Origin of the sequence: Roseomonas chloroacetimidivorans, assembly GCF_049629625.1 — a bacterium.
Classification (GTDB): domain Bacteria; phylum Pseudomonadota; class Alphaproteobacteria; order Acetobacterales; family Acetobacteraceae; genus Roseomonas; species Roseomonas chloroacetimidivorans.
This window is the reverse complement of the sequence record NZ_JBNBZS010000004.1, coordinates 117031-134191: the sequence shown is the minus strand read 5'-3', so window position 1 is coordinate 134191 and position 17161 is coordinate 117031. Positions and strand designations below refer to the sequence as shown.

Below are 17161 nucleotides of genomic sequence, written 5' to 3'. Positions count from 1 at the left end.
GCAACTAGGCTCGAATCCGTGCGAGGTGCCAGAAAGCGGCTATACTTAAGCCGGAACGAACGATGACACCGGGAGCGGAATAGAATCAACCCGGAGTTACGAATAGCAACTGAGAGTTGTCATCATCGGTTCGGAATTTTCAATCCTGAAGGAGATATGGTGGCATGACATCGGCGCCGAAGCCGGCCAGCGAGGCAGAGCGGCTGGCCGACGTGGCTGATATTGCCTCCTTCGACCGGGCCACAGAGGACTTGCTGGGTGCCTTTCTCCGGGTGGCAAGCGACCTCATGGGCATGCCCATCTCGGCTGTGTCGCTGGTGGGTGAGCAGGAGCAGTTCTTCAAAGCGGTCCTGGGATTGAGCAGCGGCAACATGCCGCGCAACGCGGCGTTCTGCGCCCATGCCATCCTCCGGCCGGATGAGGTGATGGTCGTACCCGACCTCAAGGCTGATCCACGCTTCAGCGACAATGCCCTGGTCATCAACGACCCGAATCTCCGATTCTATGCGGGCGCCCCGCTGCACGGGGCCCGTGGCCACGCGGTCGGAACCCTTTGCGTGCTCGATCGGAAGCCGCGGCAACTCGCCCCGGCGATGATCGAGCGTCTGCAGGACCTGGCGCGTGGCGTCTCTGCGGCGCTGTCGCTGCAACACGCCATTCATGAGGTGTCCCGCGCGGCGCGGACCGATCCGCTGACCGGCATGGCCAACCGGAAAGGCATGGAGGAAATGCTGGCCGAGGCCGATCTGCAGGGCCTCGGCGTCCTTATGATCGACCTGGATGGCTTCAAGCCGATCAACGACACCTACGGCCATGCCGGAGGCGACAAGGCGCTGATCGAGGTCGCGCGCCGCCTGCGCGTCACGGTGCGCACAGGAGACAGCGTGGTCCGGCTGGGCGGCGACGAGTTCATGGTCATCCTGCGCGGGGTGGAGCGGCCAGATGCCGGGATCGGGCTTGCCAGCCGCATCCATGCGGCCCTCGCCGACACCTTTCTACTGAACGGCTCGCCCGTACCACTGCGTGGCTCCATCGGCTTCGCCGCCGCGCCCTGGCACGCGAGCGACGTGCACACGCTGATGGAACGGGCGGACGCCGCTCTCTACGCGGCGAAGCGGGCCGGACGGGGCATCACCCGCGCCGCCAACACGGTGCCGGAACGCAAGGCGGTGGGGCGGGTCACGCTGGAGGCGCTGCTGCGCGAGGCCTTCGCGCCCGGCGGCACCGTGCCCTTCCATCTCGTCTTCCAGCCCATCATGGACCTAGAGCGGTGCGAGATCACATCGGTAGAGGCGTTGCTGCGCTGGCGGACGGAAACCGCCCTCTCTTTGCGGCCGGCGGATGTGCTGCCGGTGATCGAGGGCATGGGGTATTCCGGCATGCTCGATCGCTGGGTCCTCGGCGAGGCCTGCCGGCTGATTGCCGCAGACCGCCCGCACTGGATAGTTGCGGTCAATGCATCCGCCAGCACCTTCGGCATGCCCGGCTTCGACGCGCAGGTCGCGACCATTCTGCGCGAGCACGGCGTGGCGGGCGAGGCGCTGATGATCGAGATGACCGAGGGCTCCCTGGCCGGGGATGAGGCCGCGGCGCGGTCGAACATAGAGGGCCTCGCGCGGCTGGGCGTGAACGTATCGCTTGACGACTTCGGTGGCGGCCACAGCACCTTGGCCCGGCTCCGCGGCTATCCCTTCGCCGCCATCAAGCTCGACCGCTCCCTGGTGGCGGATTGCGCGCGCACCCCGCGGGGCATGGCTCTGCTGGAGGCGGTGGCCGACATGGCTCATGCGCTCGAGATCCCTGCCCTCGCGGAGGGAGTGGAGGAGGCGGCGCAGGTTGCCGTGTTGGAGCGCCTGGGCGTGAAGCAAGCGCAGGGCTTCTTCTTCTCCCGCCCCTTAGCCTGGGACCGGATCAGCGAGATCGAGCCTGTTGCCTGCGAACGGGCCTGTGCTGCCCTGGGGCGAAGCCTGCCCGCTAGTGCCTGACCTACGGCTGTTCCGGAGAGCGGCAGCGCCGTTTCCCCGGCCAGCGCTGCCGCCGGTGAAACGAAAAGCCCCGCTCCGGCAATCCGGAGCGGGGCTTCTTACTTCAGCGGGGGAGGCCCCCTCTCAGTGCAGCTCGGCCCAGACCTTCCGCTTCACCGCGTAGACGAGGCCGCCGAGAATCGCCAGGAAGATGATCATGCGCACGCCCATCGCGCGGCGCTGCTCCAGTTCCGGCTCCGCCGCCCAGGCGAGGAAGGTGGAGACATCGGTCGCCATCTGGTCGATCGTGGCATTGGTGCCGTCCGCATAGGTCACCTGGCCGTCGGAGTTCAGCGGCGGCGCCATGGCGATCTGATGGCCCGGGAAGTACTTGTTGTAGTGCATCCCCTCCATCACGGTCACGCCTTCCGGCGGGTCGGAATAGCCGGTGAGCAGGGCGTGGATATAGTCCGCCCCGCCCTCACGCGCCTTCACCATCACCGACAGGTCGGGCGGCAGGGCGCCGTTATTGGCGGCGCGGGCTGCAGCGTCATTCGGGAAGGGCCGGCGGAAGCGGTCCGAAGGACGTGCCGGCCGCTCGAACATCTCGCCATTGTCGTTCGGCCCGTCCTGCACCTGGGCCTGCGAGGCCAGTGCCTGGACCTGGCCCTCGGTGAAGCCCAGCCCGCGGAGATGCCGGTAATAGATCTGGTTCATCGAATGGCAGGCGGAGCAGACCTCCTTGTAGACTTGGAAGCCCCGCTGCGCGGACGCCCGGTCGTAGGTCCCGAAGATCCCCTCAAAGGAGAACTTCGTGTCCGGGATGTGGATCGTGTGATCCTGCGCGCGCGCCGCCCCATTGATGGCCGAAGGTGCGACGGCGAGGACTGCCGCAATGGCGGCGGCCTTCAGGGTCGGGATCATGCGGCGCATCACGCCTTCTCCATCGGCTTGGCGGCAGCGCCGGCAGGCAGGGGTCCCCCGCCCCTTCGTCCCAGCACCGCCTCGGCAATGCTTGCGGGCAAGGGCAGCGGGCGTTCGAGCTTCGACAGCAGCGGCAGGATCACCAGGAAGTAGGCGAAGTAGTAGGCCGTGCAGATCTGGGCGATCAGGATATAGGGCTGCTCGGCCGGCCGGCCGCCAACCCAGGTCAGGACGCCGAAATTCACCGTCCAGAGCAGGAACAGCCACTTGGCGATCGGACGGAAGCGCATGGAACGCACCGGCGAGCCATCCAGCCAGGGCAGGAAGAACAGCACGAACAGCGCGCCACCCATCAGCACCACGCCGCCCAGCTTGTTCGGAACCGCGCGCAGGATCGCGTAGAAGGGCAGGAAGTACCATTCCGGCACGATATGCGCGGGCGTCACCAGCGGGTTGGCGGGAATGTAGTTGTCGGGGTGGCCGAGATAGTTCGGCATGAAGAAGACAAAGACCGCATAGACCATCAGGAAGACGATGATCCCGAAGCTGTCCTTGATCGTGTAGTAGGGGTGGAAGGGGATGGTGTCCTTCTTCGTCTTCGGCTCGACGCCCAGCGGGTTGTTACTACCCGTGATGTGCAGCGCCACGACATGGAGGAAGGTCACGCCCACGATCACGAAGGGCAGGAGGTAGTGCAGCGAGAAGAAGCGGTTCAGCGTGGGATTGTCCACGGAGAAGCCGCCCCAGAGCCAGGTCACGATATGCTGGCCGACCAGCGGCAGGGCGGAGAACAGGTTCGTGATGACGGTGGCGCCCCAGAAGGACATCTGGCCCCAGGGCAGCACGTAGCCCATGAAGGCCGTGGCCATCATCAGGATGAACAGGACCACGCCGAGCATCCAGAGCAACTCACGCGGCGACTTGTAGGAGCCGTAATAGAGCGACCGCCACATGTGGATGTAGACGGCGATGAAGAACATGCTGGCGCCGTTCGCATGCGCATAGCGCAGCAGCCAGCCATAGTTCACGTCGCGCATGATGCGCTCGACGCTATCGAAGGCGAGATGCGTGTTCGCGGCGTACTGCATGGAAAGAACCACGCCCGTCGCGATCATGATCATCAGCACCACCATCGCGATGGCGCCGAAGTTCCAGAAGTAGTTGAAGTTCCGGGGCGTCGGGAAGCTGCCATACTCGAGCTGGATCATCGAGATGACGGGCATGCGCTGGTCGATCCAGCGCAGCACGGGATTCTGCACCTTTGAGTCGTGCATGTGCCGGACGTCGCTGTCCGGATCACTCAGCTCATGTTGTTCGCGGGGGCCAGCCATATCGTGCGCTCCTCAGCCGACCCGGACGCGGGTGTCGGAGGTGAAGTTGTAATCGGGAATGGCGAGGTTCAGCGGCGCGGGGCCGCGGCGGACGCGGCCCGCCGTATCGTAATGGCTGCCATGGCAGGGGCAGAACCAGCCGTCGTAGTCGCCGCGCGGGTCAGTCGGCTTCTGGCCCAGCGGCACGCAGCCCAGATGGGTGCAGACCCCGAGCACGATCAGCCACTGGTCCTTGCCGGGCTTCACACGGGACTGGTCGGTCGCCGGGTCACGCAGTTCGGAGATGTTGACGGAGCGGGCCTCCTCGATCTCCTTCGCGGTCCGATGGCGCACGAAAACGGGCTTGCCGCGCCACATCACCGTGATGGCCTGCCCCTCGGCGACCGGGGTCAGTTCCACATCGGTGCTGGCCAGCGCCAGCACGTCCTGGCTCGGGTTCATGGAATGGATGAAGGGCCAGGCCATCACGCCCACGCCGACTGCGGCAAAGGAGCCGGCGGCGAGCTTCAGGAAGTCCCGGCGGACCGGCCCTTCCTCATGCACCGGACCTGCGGGGTCGGCGTGATGCGGCCCGGATTCGGCGGAGCTTGTCTGGGGCGGGTTAGCCAACACATCGGCCATTCGATCGCTCGTCCTGTTCTCCGTCCCTTCTCCGGACCCTGGGTTGGGGCGCCGGGTGGGCCGTTGCTTTCGGTCCCCGCGGACCCGGCCTGTGCGGCCGCGCGCGCGAGGCGGAGGCCGGGCGCGCGCGGGGACGCGGTGCCAGACCGGTGACAAGGTCATATAACGGTCCCGAACGCGGGGTGGCAACGGCGCCTCCCCGCGCTGCAACACGTTGATGGCGCGAATGACACAAGGCTTTCAGCAGGACCCGCATCCGGAACACCCGGCGGGCGCCTCCACCCCCATTGATCACCCGATGGCCGGCCCGGCCCGGGCCTGGTTCGAGAGCCTGCGTGACCGGCTTTGTGCCACTTTCGAGGCGATCGAGGACGAGGGCACCACCGGCCCCCAAGCCGACCTGCCGCCCGGCCGCTTCGTCCGCACCCCCTGGGACCGGCCGGAGGGCGGCGGCGGCGTCATGTCGGTGATGCGGGGCCGTGTTTTCGAGAAGGTGGGGGTGAATGTCTCCACGGTCTGGGGCGAGTTCAGCCCCGAATTCCGGCGCCAGATCCCGGGGGCGGAGGAGGATCCGCGCTTTCTGGCCACCGGGGTTTCGCTGGTGGCGCATATGCGCTCCCCCCTCGTGCCGGCGGCCCATATGAACACGCGCTTCATCACGACGCGCCGGACCTGGTTCGGCGGCGGAGGGGACATCACGCCGATGTTCCCCGATTCGCGGGAGGCCCAGGCCGACGCGGCGGACTTCCACGCTGCCTTCCAGGAGGCCTGCGACCGGCACGACCCTGCCTATTACCCCCGCTTCAAGAATTGGTGCGACGAGTACTTCTTCCTGCCCCATCGAAACGAGCCGCGCGGCCTGGGAGGCATCTTCTATGACTGGCTCGGCCGGGACGACCCGGACGATTCGCGCCTGCCCGACCATTTCGCCTTCACTCGCGACGTGGGCGAGGCCTTCCTTGCCGCCTATCCCACCATCATCCGCCGCCGCATGCATGAGCCCTGGACCGCGGAGGAACGCGATCAGCAGCTCATCCGCCGCGGCCGTTACGTGGAGTTCAACCTTCTTCATGACCGCGGCACGCTCTTCGGCCTGCGAACGGGCGGGAATGTGGAGGCGATCCTGATGTCCATGCCGCCGGAGGTGCGCTGGCCGTAGCCCCCTGGCGGCCATGACGCCAGGCTGGCTAGTCTGGGGGCAACCACAAGGTCGAGGGAGCCTCCATGATCTCACGCCGCCCCCTTCTCGGGGCAGGGCTGGCCCTGCCTTTCATCAGGCCCGCCTCCGCTCAGTCCAGTGACTGGCCCAACCGTACCATTCGAATCATCGTTCCCTTCCCGCCCGGCGGCTCCACCGATGTGATGACGCGGATCTATGCCGAGCAGCTTCAGCAGCGCCTCGGCCAGAGCTTCGTGATCGAGAACCGGCCGGGGGCCGGCGGCAATATCGGGATGGACGCCGTCGCGAAGTCGGCGCCCGATGGATACACGCTGGGCATGGCCACGATCGGCCAGTTCTCGATCAACCAGTTCCTCTATTCGCGCATACCCTGGGATATCGACCGCGATTTCGTGGCGGTCGCCCTCACCTATCAGATGCCGAACGTGGTGGTGGTCAGCAGCCAGCACTGCCCGGCCCGCACGCTGCAGGAGTTCATCACCTGGTCGCGGGAGCGGTCGCAGGGAATCAGCTATGGTAGCCCCGGCGTGGGCACCACCGCGCATCTCTCGGGTGCGCTCCTCGCCCATCGGCTGAAGCTGAACGCCGAACACGTGCCCTTCCGCGGCGCGGCACAGATCACGCCGGCCATGCTGGCGGGCGACCTGACCTGCGCGATCGACAATCTCGCCTCCTACATCCCCATCATTCAGGAAGGGCGGATGCGGGCCTTCGCCGTGACCGACTCCGAACGCTGGCCGAGCCTGCCGGACATCCCGACCATGGCCGAGGCGGGAATACCGGATTTTGTCATCACCTCCTGGGCGGCCTTCGTCGCGCCTGCCGGCATGCCAAGGCCGATCGTGGACAAGCTCAACGCCACGCTGAAGGTGATCACTGAGGATCCTGCGGTGCAGCGGCGGTCCCTGCAGGCCGGCACGAAGCTCCTCTGGTCCACCCCGGAAGAAGCGGTGGAACGCGGCAGGAAGGAGCGGCCGATGTGGCAGGAGGCGGTGCGCCTGACCGGGGCGCGGGCCGACTGACGGCTTGCGGGGCGCTGCAGAGGCCCCGTCCGCGATGCCGGAAAGCCGACCCGCTGCATTCCGGCAGCGCCTCGTCACAGAACTGGACGGCGCGGGGCCTGTATCCAGCCCGGGCCCTGGCCGATCCGTCAGCCTAGGCGCCCGCTCGGAAAGAAACAGCACGCCTGACAGGCTGCGCCGCCCGGCCCGCCGGACGCCCCTCGGGCGCAGGCGGGAAGGCGGTGAGGCCCGGGCACGGCCGGATCAGCCGCGCCCGGACTGATCGGCGCCGGTCAGTACCCCGTGCGCTCGCCCTTCATCTTGGGGTCATGGGTGTGATGGCTGTCGCGCTCGCCCCCACCGCCCGAAACCTGGCTCTTGGCGGCATTGGTCGGGGCGCCGGGCACAGTATGCCCCCCCTTCTCCCGATGGGCATGGCCATGGTTGCCGCCCTGATGGCTACTGCCCGGCCCACCGGCGGAGCGGTCCGTATCGGCATTTCCCTTCGGCATGGTTCAACGATCCTGCTGATAGCCCTGGTGGTGGGTGTTGATGCCGGTGCCGCCTGTGATGCCCTGCTGGCCCGGATCATACTTGGCCCGGTTGGCGGCGGTGTTCTTGGCCTCCTTCGGGTTCACCTCACCCTGGCCCGGCGTGTTGCCTCCGTGATTGGGCGCCTGATTGGCCGGCGGAACCGGCGGCATATGGGCTTTGGACATGGCGGGCCTCCTCTACTTCCCTCAGAGAGTGGGTTAACGCCCGTGCGGTGAGGGATGTTTCCCCCGGCGTTGCCCTTCCGCCCTCCCCCGCCCTATGTCCCCCTCATGCCGCCCAGCGCCAATTATGACCTGACGACACCGGCGGGACGCCGGGCCGCTTTGGCGAACAGCCTCTTCGTGGACCACGCGATCCTGCGCCAGGGCTGGCGCAACTGGGGCGTGGTGGTTCCCGGGCGGCTCTACCGCTCCAACCATCCCTCCCCCTGGCAGCTGCGGGACGCCACGCGGCGCTTCGGGCTGAAAACAGTGATCAATTTGCGCGGCGAGCGTCTGGATTGTGGCTCCGACGCCCTCTCCCGCGCCGAAGCGGCACGGCTGGGCCTCATCCATATCGACGCGCCCTTCGAGAGCCGCGGGGCCCCGCACCGGGACCGCATCCTGCGCCTGGCCGGGATCTACGCGGAAATGGAGGAGCCCGCCCTGCTCCATTGCAAATCGGGCGCGGACCGCACGGGGCTGGCCGCCGGCATCTTCCTGCTACTGGAGGGCCGGACGAGCGCCGAGGCGCTGGGCCAGCTGCACTGGCGCCACGGCCATGTCAGCTCCTCCCGCACCGGTATCCTGGATGCTTTTTTCCGCCTCTATGCGCGTCAGGCGGAGGGGCGGCTGCCTTTCCTGGACTGGGTGCGGGACGAATATGACGAGGCCGGACTGCGGACCGCGTTCCGCAGCCGCGCCTGGGCGGACCGGCTGGTGGATGGGGTGCTGCGGCGGGAATAGGGGCTTCCGCCTGCCTTAACGGCCCAGCAGTTCCGCCTATCCCTGTTTCGGGTGGAGTTCGACCACAATCACGATGGCCGCGACGCTGGCGGCCCGAACGGGTTCCGGACCCGGATGCAGCATCGTGTCTCCGGCTTCCAGCGTCTTCCCGCCCATCTCAACCGCGCCCTCAGCGCAGAACACGGCCAGGCATCCCACGGGAAGGCCGACCTGGTGCGAAGCCGCGATGCTGCATACGGCGACCCGCGCTTCAAACATCGCGCGATCGGTGATGACGTTGAAGGCGCGCCCTGCCCCGGCTCGCGGCCGATAGTAGGTGGGCACATCCCCGGGAAAGCTGGTCGGCACCAGCGGAGGACAGGGCAACGGGCCGCGCCCCTCCAGTTCGAGTGTGGCGCCAGCGCCCTTAATGATCGTGAAGACCCGGTCCAGCCCGGCGAAATGAGAGAAGGCGGCCTCCCCAGCCAGATCGGCGACGCCCATCTGCCAGCCCTCGCCCGAGGCCACGTCCCGCGTGGTGCCGAGCCCATTCGGCCAGGGGCGCGGACGCAAATCGGGGGCCCGGATGATGGATGAGGCCACTTCCTACTCTCTCCCTGGGCGACACCTCAGGCCGCCACGAAGGCCTGCGCGTGCACCAGGCTGGCATAGAGGCCGCCTTGCGCCAGCAACGCCTCATGCGTGCCGGACTCGGCCACGCGCCCGCCCTGCATCACCACAATCAGGTCCGCATCCCGCACGGTGGAAAGGCGGTGCGCCACCACCAGCGTCGTGCGTCCCGCACGGAGCCGCGCAAGCGCAGCCTGCACCGCAGCCTCGCTGGCCGTGTCCAGCGCGCTCGTCGCCTCGTCCAGCAGCAGAACACGCGGATTGCGCAACAAGGCGCGCGCCAGGGAGATGCGCTGCCGCTGCCCGCCGGAAAGCCGCGCGCCGCCCGGCCCAAGCACGGTGCCATAGCCCTGGGGCAGCGCGGTGATGAAGTCATGCGCGGCGGCGGCACGGGCGGCGTCCTCCACCTCCTGCACCGTGGCGCCGGGGCGGCCGCAGGCGATGTTGGCGAGGGCCGTGTCATCAAACACCGTCGCGTCCTGGCCGACATAGGCGATGGCGTCTCGCAGGGATTCCAGCGACACGGCGCGGATATCGGCGCCATCGATCGTCACGCGGCCGGCCGTCGCGTCATAGAGGCGCGGCACAAGCGCCAGAGCGGTGGACTTGCCGGCTCCGGAAGGGCCGACCAGGGCGACCGTGCGGCCGGGCTCCGCGACGAAGCGCACGCCGTCCAGCGCGACGCGGCCATCCTCATAAGCGAAGTGGACATCCTCAAAGGCGATGCGGCCGCTGCCTTGGGGCAGGGCGGGCGCGTTGGGCGGACTCGTGATCCGGCGCGGCGCGTCGATCACGGCATTCACCCGCGCGAGGCCCGCCAGCCCCTCCTGCAAGGCGGCGTTCAGGCTGCCCAGCGCGCGCACCGGGCGCGCCGCGATCAGCAGCGCGGCTATGAAGCCGGTGAACTCGCCCACCGTCCCCTCCCCCTGGCTGACGCGCCAGCCGACCAGGGCAAGGATGGCCGCCACCGCCACGCCGCCGATCGCCTCCAGCATCGGATCGAGGCTCGCGCGGGTGCGGGCGATGGAGAGAAGGCTGGCGCGGAGATGGGCAAAGAGCTTTTGGGCGCGGGCCTCCTCCGCCTCCTCCAGCCGGTAGCTGCGGACCACGCGGGCGGCGGCGAAGCTCTCGGTCAGGCTGGCCGCCGCCTCCCCCACCCGCTCCTGCATGCCACCCGAGGCCCGGCGGATGCGCTTGCCCAGCCGCAGGATCGGCACCACCGCCACCGGATAGAGCAGCGCCGCAATCAGCGACATCTTCCAGTCCAGCCAAATCATGGAGGCGACCAGCCCCACCACGGTCAGGACATCGGCGATGGCGTTGATCGCCTTGCCCAGTGCCTCCCGGATCGCGGCGGCGTCGGCGGTGAAGCGCGCGGCATGGCGGGCGGGCGCCTCCCGCGAGACGGTGGCGAAATCGGCGCGGGTCAGGGCATGGAAAAGGCGGTTCTGCAGCCCCTCGATCACCCGCAGCACGGTGGAGGCGATCGCGACGGCCTGGCCGTATTGCGCCAGCGCCTTGGCGACGGTCAGCAGGATGATGGCAGGCGGGATGGCCCAGACGATGCGCTGGTCGCCCGCGGTGAACAGGTCGAAGGCCTGCTGGATCACCACGGGGTAGAGGGCGGTCAGCGCGGCCACGAGCCCGGTGCAGACCAGGGCGAGGATGATGCGGCGGGGATGCTGCCGCACCTCCTCCTGCCAGAGCCGCGCCACCAGGGCGCGCGTCGTGTCGGGATCGAGGCGCCGAGCCTTGGTCTTGGGGGCCATGGGCGCGCGGTTACTCCGCCCGCCCGTTGATGGCCAGAGCGAAGGGAGCCGGGGAGGCGAAGGGGGCCTCCCCGGCAGCCGGTCAGGCCTTGCGGCGCGCGGCGTCCACGCTCCAGGGCCCCGGGCCGGCGAAGACGAGGTAGAGGAAGACGAAGCAGTAGAGGATGGCGGCGTCGCCGCCATTCAGGGTGGGGTAGAGATTCCGGGGCGCGTGGAACATCCAATAGGCCACGGCCATCTCGCCGGAGAGGATGAAGGCCACCGGCCGGGTGAAGGCGCCCAGCAGCAGCAGGATGCCGCCCACCAGTTCCAGGATCGCGCCGATACCGTAGATGGACATGATCGGCGGCAAGCCGCTGGCGGGCGGGGCCGGGAAGCCGAACAGCTTCTGCGTGCCATGCAGCAGGAAGATCAGCGCCGCGACGATCCGCAGCACGGAGAGTATGCGGGGAGCCCAGACATTGAGGGCAGGAGACATGGCGAGGCCTTCGATTCGGGGATGGATAACCCGTAACCCAGGGCATCAGCGTTTCGGAAGCGACTTCCCGTGAATGTCGCTCATCAGTTCCGCCAATCGCGAGCGACAGGCCTGGGCATCGGCGGTGCAACCGCCCTCAAGCCACCAGCGGCGCGTCTCGGCCAGGAGACGACCCATTTCAGGCCCTGGCTTCACCCCCATGGCCAGCGCGTCGCGGCCTTGCAGGGGGAAGACGGGGCGCGGCATGGCGGCCAGCCGGTTCCGGAACCGGGCCCAGGCGGCCTCATCGGGCCCCTGCCAGCCCCAGGCGCGGTTGACGGCCTGCCGGAGCCAGGCTGCATCCAGAAGGCGCTCCGCCTCCTGGTCGGCCAGCAGGCGCCGCAGCGCGTCGTCATCCGGCCCGCCGGCGGCGATGTCGGGCTGCATGGGCAGGATGTCGTGCCCCGCGCGATAGCGGGCGACGAGGCGCTGCACCTCCTCGTTTGAAGCCTTCAGCCGGCGGGCTGCCTCGGCCGTGCCATGGGTCAGCAGGGCGTCGAAGCGCAGCATCGGGTCGGCGGGGGCGCCAATCTCCGCCAGGGCGCGAAGATGGCGCGAGGCGCCAAGGGAGTCCGGACCGAGAACCGCGGGCAGCACCCCCGTCTCCTCCATCAGCGCCACGGCCCCGGACGGGTCCGGGGCGGTAAGAAGGCGCTTCAGCTCCATCCAGACCCGCTCGACCGAAAGCCGGGAGAGAAAGGGTACGGCGTCGCGGATGGCGGCTACGGCCGCCGGATCGGGCTCGCCCCGGCCATAGCGGGCCTGAAAGCGGAAATAGCGGAGGGCGCGGAGATGGTCCTCCGCGAGCCGGGTCGCGGGATCGCCAACGAAGCGCACCCTTCCAGCCGCCAGGTCCTCACGCCCGCCGAAATAGTCCCAGAGATCGCCCTCGGCCGAGAGGGAAAGGGCGTTCATGGTGAAGTCGCGCCGTGCCGCGTCTTCCCGCCAGTCGGTGGTCCATTCCACCACGGCGTGGCGGCCGTCGGTCACCAGGTCGCGGCGCAGGCTCGTCACCTCCACGGGCTCGCCATCCAGCACGGCGGTCAGGGTGCCATGGGCCAGGCCGGTCTCGTGCACGCGCAGCCCTGCGGCGGTCAGGCGGGCGGCAATCTCCTCCGGCGGGAAGGGAGCGGCCACATCCATATCAGCCACCGGGCGGCCGGCCAGGGCATCGCGCACCGCCCCGCCCACAGCCCGCGCGCCCGGCAGGGCCGCCAGCACGGCGGCGGCGGCCGGCTCCGCGAGGAAGCCGGGCGGGTCGATCCGGGCAACGGGCGGGTCATCCATGGGACCGGTCATCGGGGCGATGGTCCCTCATGCGGCGGCGGCGGGGCCGGGATGGCGGCTGGCGGCGGCCAAGGGCCCGGCGGACGCGCGGGGGCGCCATGGCCAGCCTCGATCCCTTTCGGGGTCATGCGGGGCGGCACATAGGCGGCACCCGGGTCCATCCCGCGCGAGAGCCCGTACCAGATCGCCCCGCCGATCGCGATGGCCAGGCCCACCAGGGCGAGCGCGACGATATGGGCGCCCACGGCCCGGCCGGGATTCAGCCGCAGCCAAATCCCGTAGAGGGCGAAGGGGGCCAGGAAAAGGATCGCCTCGACAAGATAGGGCATGGGCCGTCCCTTATGCCGCCGGCTGTGATCCGCCGGTAGGGTGGCCTTCCTCCACGGCCTCCCACGGGCTTTCCTGATGAGGAATGCCATGGCGAAAGGCGGTTCCCATGTTCCTTGAGCGGAATACCGTGGTTGTGATCGGCGGCTCCTCCGGCATTGGGCTCGCGACGGCCCAGATGGCCGCGGGCCAAGGGGCGCGGGTCGTCATCGTGGGGCGGGATGCGGCTAAGCTCGACAGCGCGGTCGCAGCGATCGGTCCGGCCGCGCGCGGCACGGCGCTCGATGCCGGGAACCGGGATACGATGGCGGCCTTCTTCCAGAGGCTCGGGCCTTTCCAGCACCTCGTCCTGGCCGCCTCCGGCGGACGTGGCGCAGGTCCCTTTGCCAAGCTGGACGCGGACGGGTTGCGGGCAGGCTTCGAGGCGAAGTTCTGGGCCCAATGGAACGCCGCGCAACTCGCTCTTCCCACGCTGGAGGCGGGTGGATCCATCACCTTCGTGACGGCCGCCTCATCCCGCCTCGCCAATCCCGGCACCTCGGGGCTGGCGGCGGTGAATGGTGCGATCGAGCGGATGGTGCCCACCCTGGCGCGGGAGTTGGCGCCCCTGCGGGTCAATGCGGTTTCTCCCGGCGTGATTGAGACGCCCTGGTGGGCCGACAAGCCGGCCGGCCTGTTTCAGGAACAGGCGCGCAAGGCCCCTCTGGCCCGCCCCGGCCAGCCGGAGGAGGTGGCGGATGCGGTGCTGTTCCTGATCCGCAACGCCTTTGTCACCGGCATCGTGCTGGATGTGGATGGGGGTCTGCACCTGACCTGAACGGTCAGTCCCGCAGCGTGATCGCCAAGCTCCGCAGCATGTTGGCGGTCGCGCCCCAGATGGTCTGGGTTTCGTGCGGCCAGGCCCAGTATTCCCGGTGCCGGCCGCCAAAGACCCCACTCCGCCGCTCAGGCGAGGCCGGGTCCAGCAGGCGGTCCAGCGGATATTCGAACACCTCCGCCACCTCGGCAGGCGCGGGTGTGAGGGTCACCGGCGGGTCCAGCAGGGCGACCACGGGAATCACATGGAAGCCCGTACCGGTCACCAGCGCAGGCAGCCGGCCAGCCAAGCGCGGCAGGCGGGGGTCCAGCCCCACCTCCTCGGCGGCCTCGCGCAGGGCGGCGGCCTCGGGTGTCTCGCCCGGCTCGATCCGGCCGCCGGGAAAGGCGACCTGCCCGGCATGGGAGGAGAGGGTGGCGGCCCGCCGGGTCAGCAGGATAGTCGGTGCCTCGTGCAGCAGGATCGGCACCAGCACGGCGGAGCGGCGGGCGCCCGCCGGGGGCTGCACATCCGCATCGGCGCGGGCAAGGCGCGCCGGGTCGGACAGGCGCTCCTCCACTTCAGCGGAACTCAGGGAAGGCAGCAGAACGGCCGGAAGACGACCGGCGGCTGGGGCGCTCACGCCACCTCGTCGTCCAAAGCGTCGATGATCTCGTCCTCGGCAGGGCTGTCGTCGATCATGAAGAAGACGCCCTGGCTCCAGACGCCCATCACCTCGCGACCGTCCACCGTCTCCGGCTGGGCCAGGGCCACGAGCTCATAGAAAACCGGACGGCTGATCCGCGCCTCGAGCCCGGGGCGGACCGTGATGTAGGGGCGCGGCTCGCGCGTCACCGGGTCGATCTCGACACGGATCGGATGTTCCTCGTCGGCCGTGACCATCTCGTCCAGATTGGTGCGGAAGGTCAGGCACTGACGGGCGCGGCGGACCGGCGAGCCGCCGGAATCGCAGGCCCCCTCACCGCAGCAATGGCCCCAGTTGAGCTCCACGGCCACGAAGGGCGCGTCCTCTACCTCGATCCGTCCACGCTCGACCGGGGTTTCCAGCCAGTAACTGCCATCCGCCTCCCGCTTCAGGACTGAGGCGAAAAGGCAGACCAGTTCCTTCCGGCCGATCGGGCTGCCCTGATAGTACCAGGTGCCATCGCGGGCGATCCGCATATGGAAATCGCCGCAGATCGTGCGGGGTTGGCGGGCCAAAGCTCCTGCGACCACGGCCGGGGCCGGTTCACGGCCAGCTGTCATATCATGCATCCCCAGCGCCATGTGACTTTCTCCGCGCCATCGAAGGGTCCTACCCTCCCGAATCCTCCGGCACGCCTCCATGTGTTGGAGAGGACGGGGGGCCGGGTGTTACCCACCGGCAATATGGAAAGGGCGTGCGTATGGTTGAAGTGCCCAGCGTCACGGAAGCGTCAGGCAATGCCGAGAAACTTCTGACCGAGGCCGAGGCGCTCTCCGCCCGGCTCGCCAGGGTGCGGGCTGCCGTCGGCCAGGTGATCCTGGGCCAGGAGGATGTGGTGGAGCAGGCGCTCGTCACCCTTCTCGCTGGCGGGCACATGCTTCTGGTCGGCGTGCCGGGCCTGGGCAAGACGAAGCTCGTGGAGACGCTGGGCACGGTCATGGGCCTCGATGCCCGCCGCGTGCAGTTCACCCCGGACCTCATGCCCTCCGACATCCTGGGCTCCGAGGTGCTGGAGGAAGGCGAAGGCGGCCGTCGCGCCTTCCGCTTCCTGCGCGGGCCGGTTTTCTGCCAGCTGCTGATGGCCGACGAGATCAACCGCGCCTCCCCCCGCACGCAGTCCGCGCTGCTGCAGGCCATGCAGGAGCGGCGCGTAGCAGTGGGCGGCGAGGTGCTGGACCTGCCCGCCCCCTTCCATGTGCTGGCCACCCAGAACCCGATCGAGCAGGAGGGCACCTATCCCCTGCCCGAGGCGCAGCTCGACCGCTTCCTGCTGGAGATCGAGATCGGCTACCCCGACGAGGCCGCCGAGCGCGCCATGCTGCTGGCCACCACCGGCGCCAGCGAGGCCCGGCCGGAGGCCGCACTGCGCCCCAGCGAGCTGATCGCCGCACAATCCCTGATCCGCCGCCTGCCGGTGGGCGAGGCGGTGCTGGACGCCATCCTGCGCCTGGTGCGCGGCGCGCGGCCCGACACGGCCACCCTGCCCGCCGTCAAGGAGCATCTGGCCTGGGGACCGGGGCCCCGCGCCGCCCAGGCGCTGATGCTGGCGACCCGCGCCCGCGCCGTGCTGGATGGACGCCTCTCGCCCAGCGTGGAGGATGTGATCGCGCTGGCCGAGCCGATCCTGCGCCACCGCATGGCGCTGGGCTTCGCCGCCCGTGCGGATGGAGTCCGATTGTCCGAGGTGATCGGCGCCCTGAAGGCTGATCTTGGCTGAGCGCGCCTCCACCGGGAACAGGACGCTTCCCCTCCACGCGGAGGCGACCGCGGCGCGGCTGCCGCCCCTGGTCGTGGCTGCGGAGCGCGTGGCGGCGACGGTGATGCAGGGTGTCCATGGCCGCCGCCGCTCCGGCCAGGGTGACGCCTTCTGGCAATTCCGCCCCTATCTGCCCGGCGATGACGCCGCCCGCGTGGACTGGCGGCAGAGCGCGAAGTCCGACCGTCTCTACTTGCGGGAAACGGAGTGGGAATCGGCCCAGACCGTGGCGCTGTGGCGGGATTCCTCACCAGGCATGGATTGGTCCGGCGCAACGTCGCGCCCCACCAAGCGTGCGCGGGCGGATCTGCTGGCGCTGGCACTCTCCTCGCTCCTGCTGCGCGGCGGGGAGCGGGTGCGGTTGATGGGTGGCGGTCGCGGCTTATCCGGACGGGGCGCATTGCCGGAACTGGCGATGCGGCTGGAGGGGCAGTCGGGCCCACCCGTCGATGAAAGCCTGCCGCGCCATGCGCGCACCGTGCTGTTCAGCGACTTTCTGGCGCCCCTGCCCGAGCTGCGGGCCATGCTGGCGCCCCTGGCCGCCGCCGGGGTGCGCGGAACCATGGTCGCGCTGCATGACTCGGCGGAGGAGACCCTGCCCTATGGCGGCCGGGTGCGCTTCGAGCCGCTGGACGGCACTGATGCCGCGCTGGTTCCACGTGTGGAGGGTATCCGCGCCCTCTACGAGGAACGCATGGCCGTACATCGCGAGGGGCTTTCGGCCCTCGCGGCGTCACTCGGCTTTCGCCTGTTGTCGCACCGCACGGACCATCCGCCGGAAGCTGCCCTGATGGCGCTCTGGCAGGCTTTGGCGCCACAGGGGGCGCGATGAACGACGGAGAGGGTGGAATTCGGACCCGCCTCAACCTGCCTG

General features: G+C 69.2%; 19 protein-coding genes. 7 read left to right on the top strand and 12 right to left on the bottom strand.

Annotated elements, in window-relative coordinates; translation table 11 throughout:
* Positions 1 to 164 precede the first annotated feature (164 nt).
* The gene (locus tag ACO1BU_RS04555) at positions 165 to 1985 is read left to right on the top strand and encodes a putative bifunctional diguanylate cyclase/phosphodiesterase (RefSeq protein WP_424134723.1); all 1821 of its coding nucleotides are present in this window, start codon (positions 165 to 167) and stop codon (positions 1983 to 1985) included.
* Between the two features lie 123 nt (positions 1986 to 2108).
* Here the strand turns inward: ACO1BU_RS04555 and ACO1BU_RS04550 are convergent, their stop codons facing one another.
* The 3 genes from ACO1BU_RS04550 to petA all read right to left on the bottom strand — a co-directional run bounded on the left by ACO1BU_RS04550 (position 2109) and on the right by petA (position 4840).
* The gene (locus tag ACO1BU_RS04550) at positions 2109 to 2897 is read right to left on the bottom strand and encodes a cytochrome c1 (protein ID WP_424134722.1); all 789 of its coding nucleotides are present in this window, start codon (positions 2895 to 2897) and stop codon (positions 2109 to 2111) included.
* Positions 2897 to 4162 (bottom strand): cytochrome b, encoded by a 1266-nt coding sequence (locus tag ACO1BU_RS04545; protein WP_481133210.1) that lies wholly within the window; start codon positions 4160 to 4162, stop codon positions 2897 to 2899. The genes ACO1BU_RS04550 and ACO1BU_RS04545 overlap by 1 nt, the downstream gene beginning before the upstream one ends.
* 69 nt (positions 4163 to 4231) lie before the next feature.
* Complete coding sequence (petA, locus tag ACO1BU_RS04540) at positions 4232 to 4840, bottom strand: ubiquinol-cytochrome c reductase iron-sulfur subunit (protein ID WP_424134720.1); 609 nt, start codon at positions 4838 to 4840, stop codon at positions 4232 to 4234.
* A gap of 298 nt (positions 4841 to 5138) precedes the next feature.
* Here petA and hemF point away from each other — a divergent pair, with 298 nt between their 5' ends.
* Positions 5139 to 5999, top strand: coding sequence for an oxygen-dependent coproporphyrinogen oxidase (gene hemF, locus ACO1BU_RS04535; RefSeq protein WP_424134873.1), 861 nt, complete (start codon positions 5139 to 5141; stop codon positions 5997 to 5999).
* Between the two features lie 65 nt (positions 6000 to 6064).
* On the top strand, positions 6065 to 7042 hold the full coding sequence (locus ACO1BU_RS04530) for a Bug family tripartite tricarboxylate transporter substrate binding protein (RefSeq protein ID WP_424134719.1): 978 nt from the start codon (positions 6065 to 6067) through the stop codon (positions 7040 to 7042).
* Between the two features lie 272 nt (positions 7043 to 7314).
* Here ACO1BU_RS04530 and ACO1BU_RS04525 read toward each other — a convergent pair whose 3' ends face one another.
* The gene (locus tag ACO1BU_RS04525) at positions 7315 to 7533 is read right to left on the bottom strand and encodes a hypothetical protein (RefSeq protein ID WP_424134718.1); all 219 of its coding nucleotides are present in this window, start codon (positions 7531 to 7533) and stop codon (positions 7315 to 7317) included.
* A 3-nt stretch (positions 7534 to 7536) separates the two neighbouring features.
* Positions 7537 to 7740: a hypothetical protein gene (locus ACO1BU_RS04520; RefSeq protein WP_424134717.1), complete on the bottom strand. Its 204-nt coding sequence runs from the start codon at positions 7738 to 7740 to the stop codon at positions 7537 to 7539.
* Positions 7741 to 7845: 105 nt separating this feature from the next.
* Between ACO1BU_RS04520 and ACO1BU_RS04515 the strand changes: the two genes are divergently transcribed.
* Positions 7846 to 8520, top strand: coding sequence for a tyrosine-protein phosphatase (locus ACO1BU_RS04515; RefSeq protein ID WP_424134716.1), 675 nt, complete (start codon positions 7846 to 7848; stop codon positions 8518 to 8520).
* A gap of 36 nt (positions 8521 to 8556) precedes the next feature.
* Here ACO1BU_RS04515 and ACO1BU_RS04510 read toward each other — a convergent pair whose 3' ends face one another.
* The 5 genes from ACO1BU_RS04510 to ACO1BU_RS04490 form a co-directional block, all read right to left on the bottom strand.
* Positions 8557 to 9102, bottom strand: a complete 546-nt coding sequence (locus tag ACO1BU_RS04510; RefSeq protein WP_424134715.1) for a HutD/Ves family protein — start codon at positions 9100 to 9102, stop codon at positions 8557 to 8559.
* A gap of 26 nt (positions 9103 to 9128) precedes the next feature.
* Entirely contained in the window at positions 9129 to 10898 is a 1770-nt protein-coding gene (locus ACO1BU_RS04505; protein WP_424134714.1) for an ABC transporter ATP-binding protein, read from the bottom strand.
* A gap of 82 nt (positions 10899 to 10980) precedes the next feature.
* The gene (locus tag ACO1BU_RS04500; RefSeq protein WP_424134713.1) at positions 10981 to 11376 is read right to left on the bottom strand and encodes a DoxX family protein; all 396 of its coding nucleotides are present in this window, start codon (positions 11374 to 11376) and stop codon (positions 10981 to 10983) included.
* Positions 11377 to 11421: 45 nt separating this feature from the next.
* On the bottom strand, positions 11422 to 12702 hold the full coding sequence (locus tag ACO1BU_RS04495) for a CCA tRNA nucleotidyltransferase (RefSeq protein WP_424134712.1): 1281 nt from the start codon (positions 12700 to 12702) through the stop codon (positions 11422 to 11424).
* 8 nt (positions 12703 to 12710) lie between these two features.
* Positions 12711 to 13031, bottom strand: coding sequence for a hypothetical protein (locus ACO1BU_RS04490; protein ID WP_424134711.1), 321 nt, complete (start codon positions 13029 to 13031; stop codon positions 12711 to 12713).
* A 107-nt stretch (positions 13032 to 13138) separates the two neighbouring features.
* On the opposite strand from ACO1BU_RS04490, the gene ACO1BU_RS04485 reads away from it, so the two are divergent.
* Positions 13139 to 13846, top strand: a complete 708-nt coding sequence (locus tag ACO1BU_RS04485) for an SDR family oxidoreductase (protein WP_424134710.1) — start codon at positions 13139 to 13141, stop codon at positions 13844 to 13846.
* A gap of 4 nt (positions 13847 to 13850) precedes the next feature.
* Here ACO1BU_RS04485 and ACO1BU_RS04480 read toward each other — a convergent pair whose 3' ends face one another.
* On the bottom strand, positions 13851 to 14468 hold the full coding sequence (locus tag ACO1BU_RS04480) for a CoA pyrophosphatase (RefSeq protein ID WP_424134709.1): 618 nt from the start codon (positions 14466 to 14468) through the stop codon (positions 13851 to 13853).
* On the bottom strand, positions 14465 to 15091 hold the full coding sequence (locus ACO1BU_RS04475) for a DUF1285 domain-containing protein (RefSeq protein WP_424134708.1): 627 nt from the start codon (positions 15089 to 15091) through the stop codon (positions 14465 to 14467). Before ACO1BU_RS04475 ends, ACO1BU_RS04480 begins: the two co-directional genes overlap by 4 nt.
* 140 nt (positions 15092 to 15231) lie before the next feature.
* Between ACO1BU_RS04475 and ACO1BU_RS04470 the strand changes: the two genes are divergently transcribed.
* Positions 15232 to 16248 (top strand): AAA family ATPase, encoded by a 1017-nt coding sequence (locus tag ACO1BU_RS04470; RefSeq protein WP_424134872.1) that lies wholly within the window; start codon positions 15232 to 15234, stop codon positions 16246 to 16248.
* Positions 16241 to 17119, top strand: a complete 879-nt coding sequence (locus tag ACO1BU_RS04465; protein ID WP_424134707.1) for a DUF58 domain-containing protein — start codon at positions 16241 to 16243, stop codon at positions 17117 to 17119. Before ACO1BU_RS04470 ends, ACO1BU_RS04465 begins: the two co-directional genes overlap by 8 nt.
* Positions 17120 to 17161: the final 42 nt, after the last annotated feature.

Bases quoted from the DNA above. Each gene is read 5' to 3' on its own strand.
- ACO1BU_RS04555 (WP_424134723.1), top strand. From the start codon at position 165: ATGACATCGGCGCCGAAGCCGGCCAGCGAGGCAGAGCGGCTGGCCGAC.
- ACO1BU_RS04550 (WP_424134722.1), bottom strand. From the start codon at position 2,897: ATGCGCCGCATGATCCCGACCCTGAAGGCCGCCGCCATTGCGGCAGTC.
- ACO1BU_RS04545 (WP_481133210.1), bottom strand. From the start codon at position 4,162: ATGCACGACTCAAAGGTGCAGAATCCCGTGCTGCGCTGGATCGACCAG.
- petA (WP_424134720.1), bottom strand. From the start codon at position 4,840: ATGGCCGATGTGTTGGCTAACCCGCCCCAGACAAGCTCCGCCGAATCC.
- hemF (WP_424134873.1), top strand. From the start codon at position 5,139: ATGGCCGGCCCGGCCCGGGCCTGGTTCGAGAGCCTGCGTGACCGGCTT.
- ACO1BU_RS04530 (WP_424134719.1), top strand. From the start codon at position 6,065: ATGATCTCACGCCGCCCCCTTCTCGGGGCAGGGCTGGCCCTGCCTTTC.
- ACO1BU_RS04525 (WP_424134718.1), bottom strand. From the start codon at position 7,533: ATGCCGAAGGGAAATGCCGATACGGACCGCTCCGCCGGTGGGCCGGGC.
- ACO1BU_RS04520 (WP_424134717.1), bottom strand. From the start codon at position 7,740: ATGTCCAAAGCCCATATGCCGCCGGTTCCGCCGGCCAATCAGGCGCCC.
- ACO1BU_RS04515 (WP_424134716.1), top strand. From the start codon at position 7,846: ATGCCGCCCAGCGCCAATTATGACCTGACGACACCGGCGGGACGCCGG.
- ACO1BU_RS04505 (WP_424134714.1), bottom strand. From the start codon at position 10,898: ATGGCCCCCAAGACCAAGGCTCGGCGCCTCGATCCCGACACGACGCGC.
- ACO1BU_RS04500 (WP_424134713.1), bottom strand. From the start codon at position 11,376: ATGTCTCCTGCCCTCAATGTCTGGGCTCCCCGCATACTCTCCGTGCTG.
- ACO1BU_RS04495 (WP_424134712.1), bottom strand. From the start codon at position 12,702: ATGGATGACCCGCCCGTTGCCCGGATCGACCCGCCCGGCTTCCTCGCG.
- ACO1BU_RS04490 (WP_424134711.1), bottom strand. From the start codon at position 13,031: ATGCCCTATCTTGTCGAGGCGATCCTTTTCCTGGCCCCCTTCGCCCTC.
- ACO1BU_RS04485 (WP_424134710.1), top strand. From the start codon at position 13,139: ATGTTCCTTGAGCGGAATACCGTGGTTGTGATCGGCGGCTCCTCCGGC.
- ACO1BU_RS04475 (WP_424134708.1), bottom strand. From the start codon at position 15,091: ATGACAGCTGGCCGTGAACCGGCCCCGGCCGTGGTCGCAGGAGCTTTG.
- ACO1BU_RS04470 (WP_424134872.1), top strand. From the start codon at position 15,232: ATGGTTGAAGTGCCCAGCGTCACGGAAGCGTCAGGCAATGCCGAGAAA.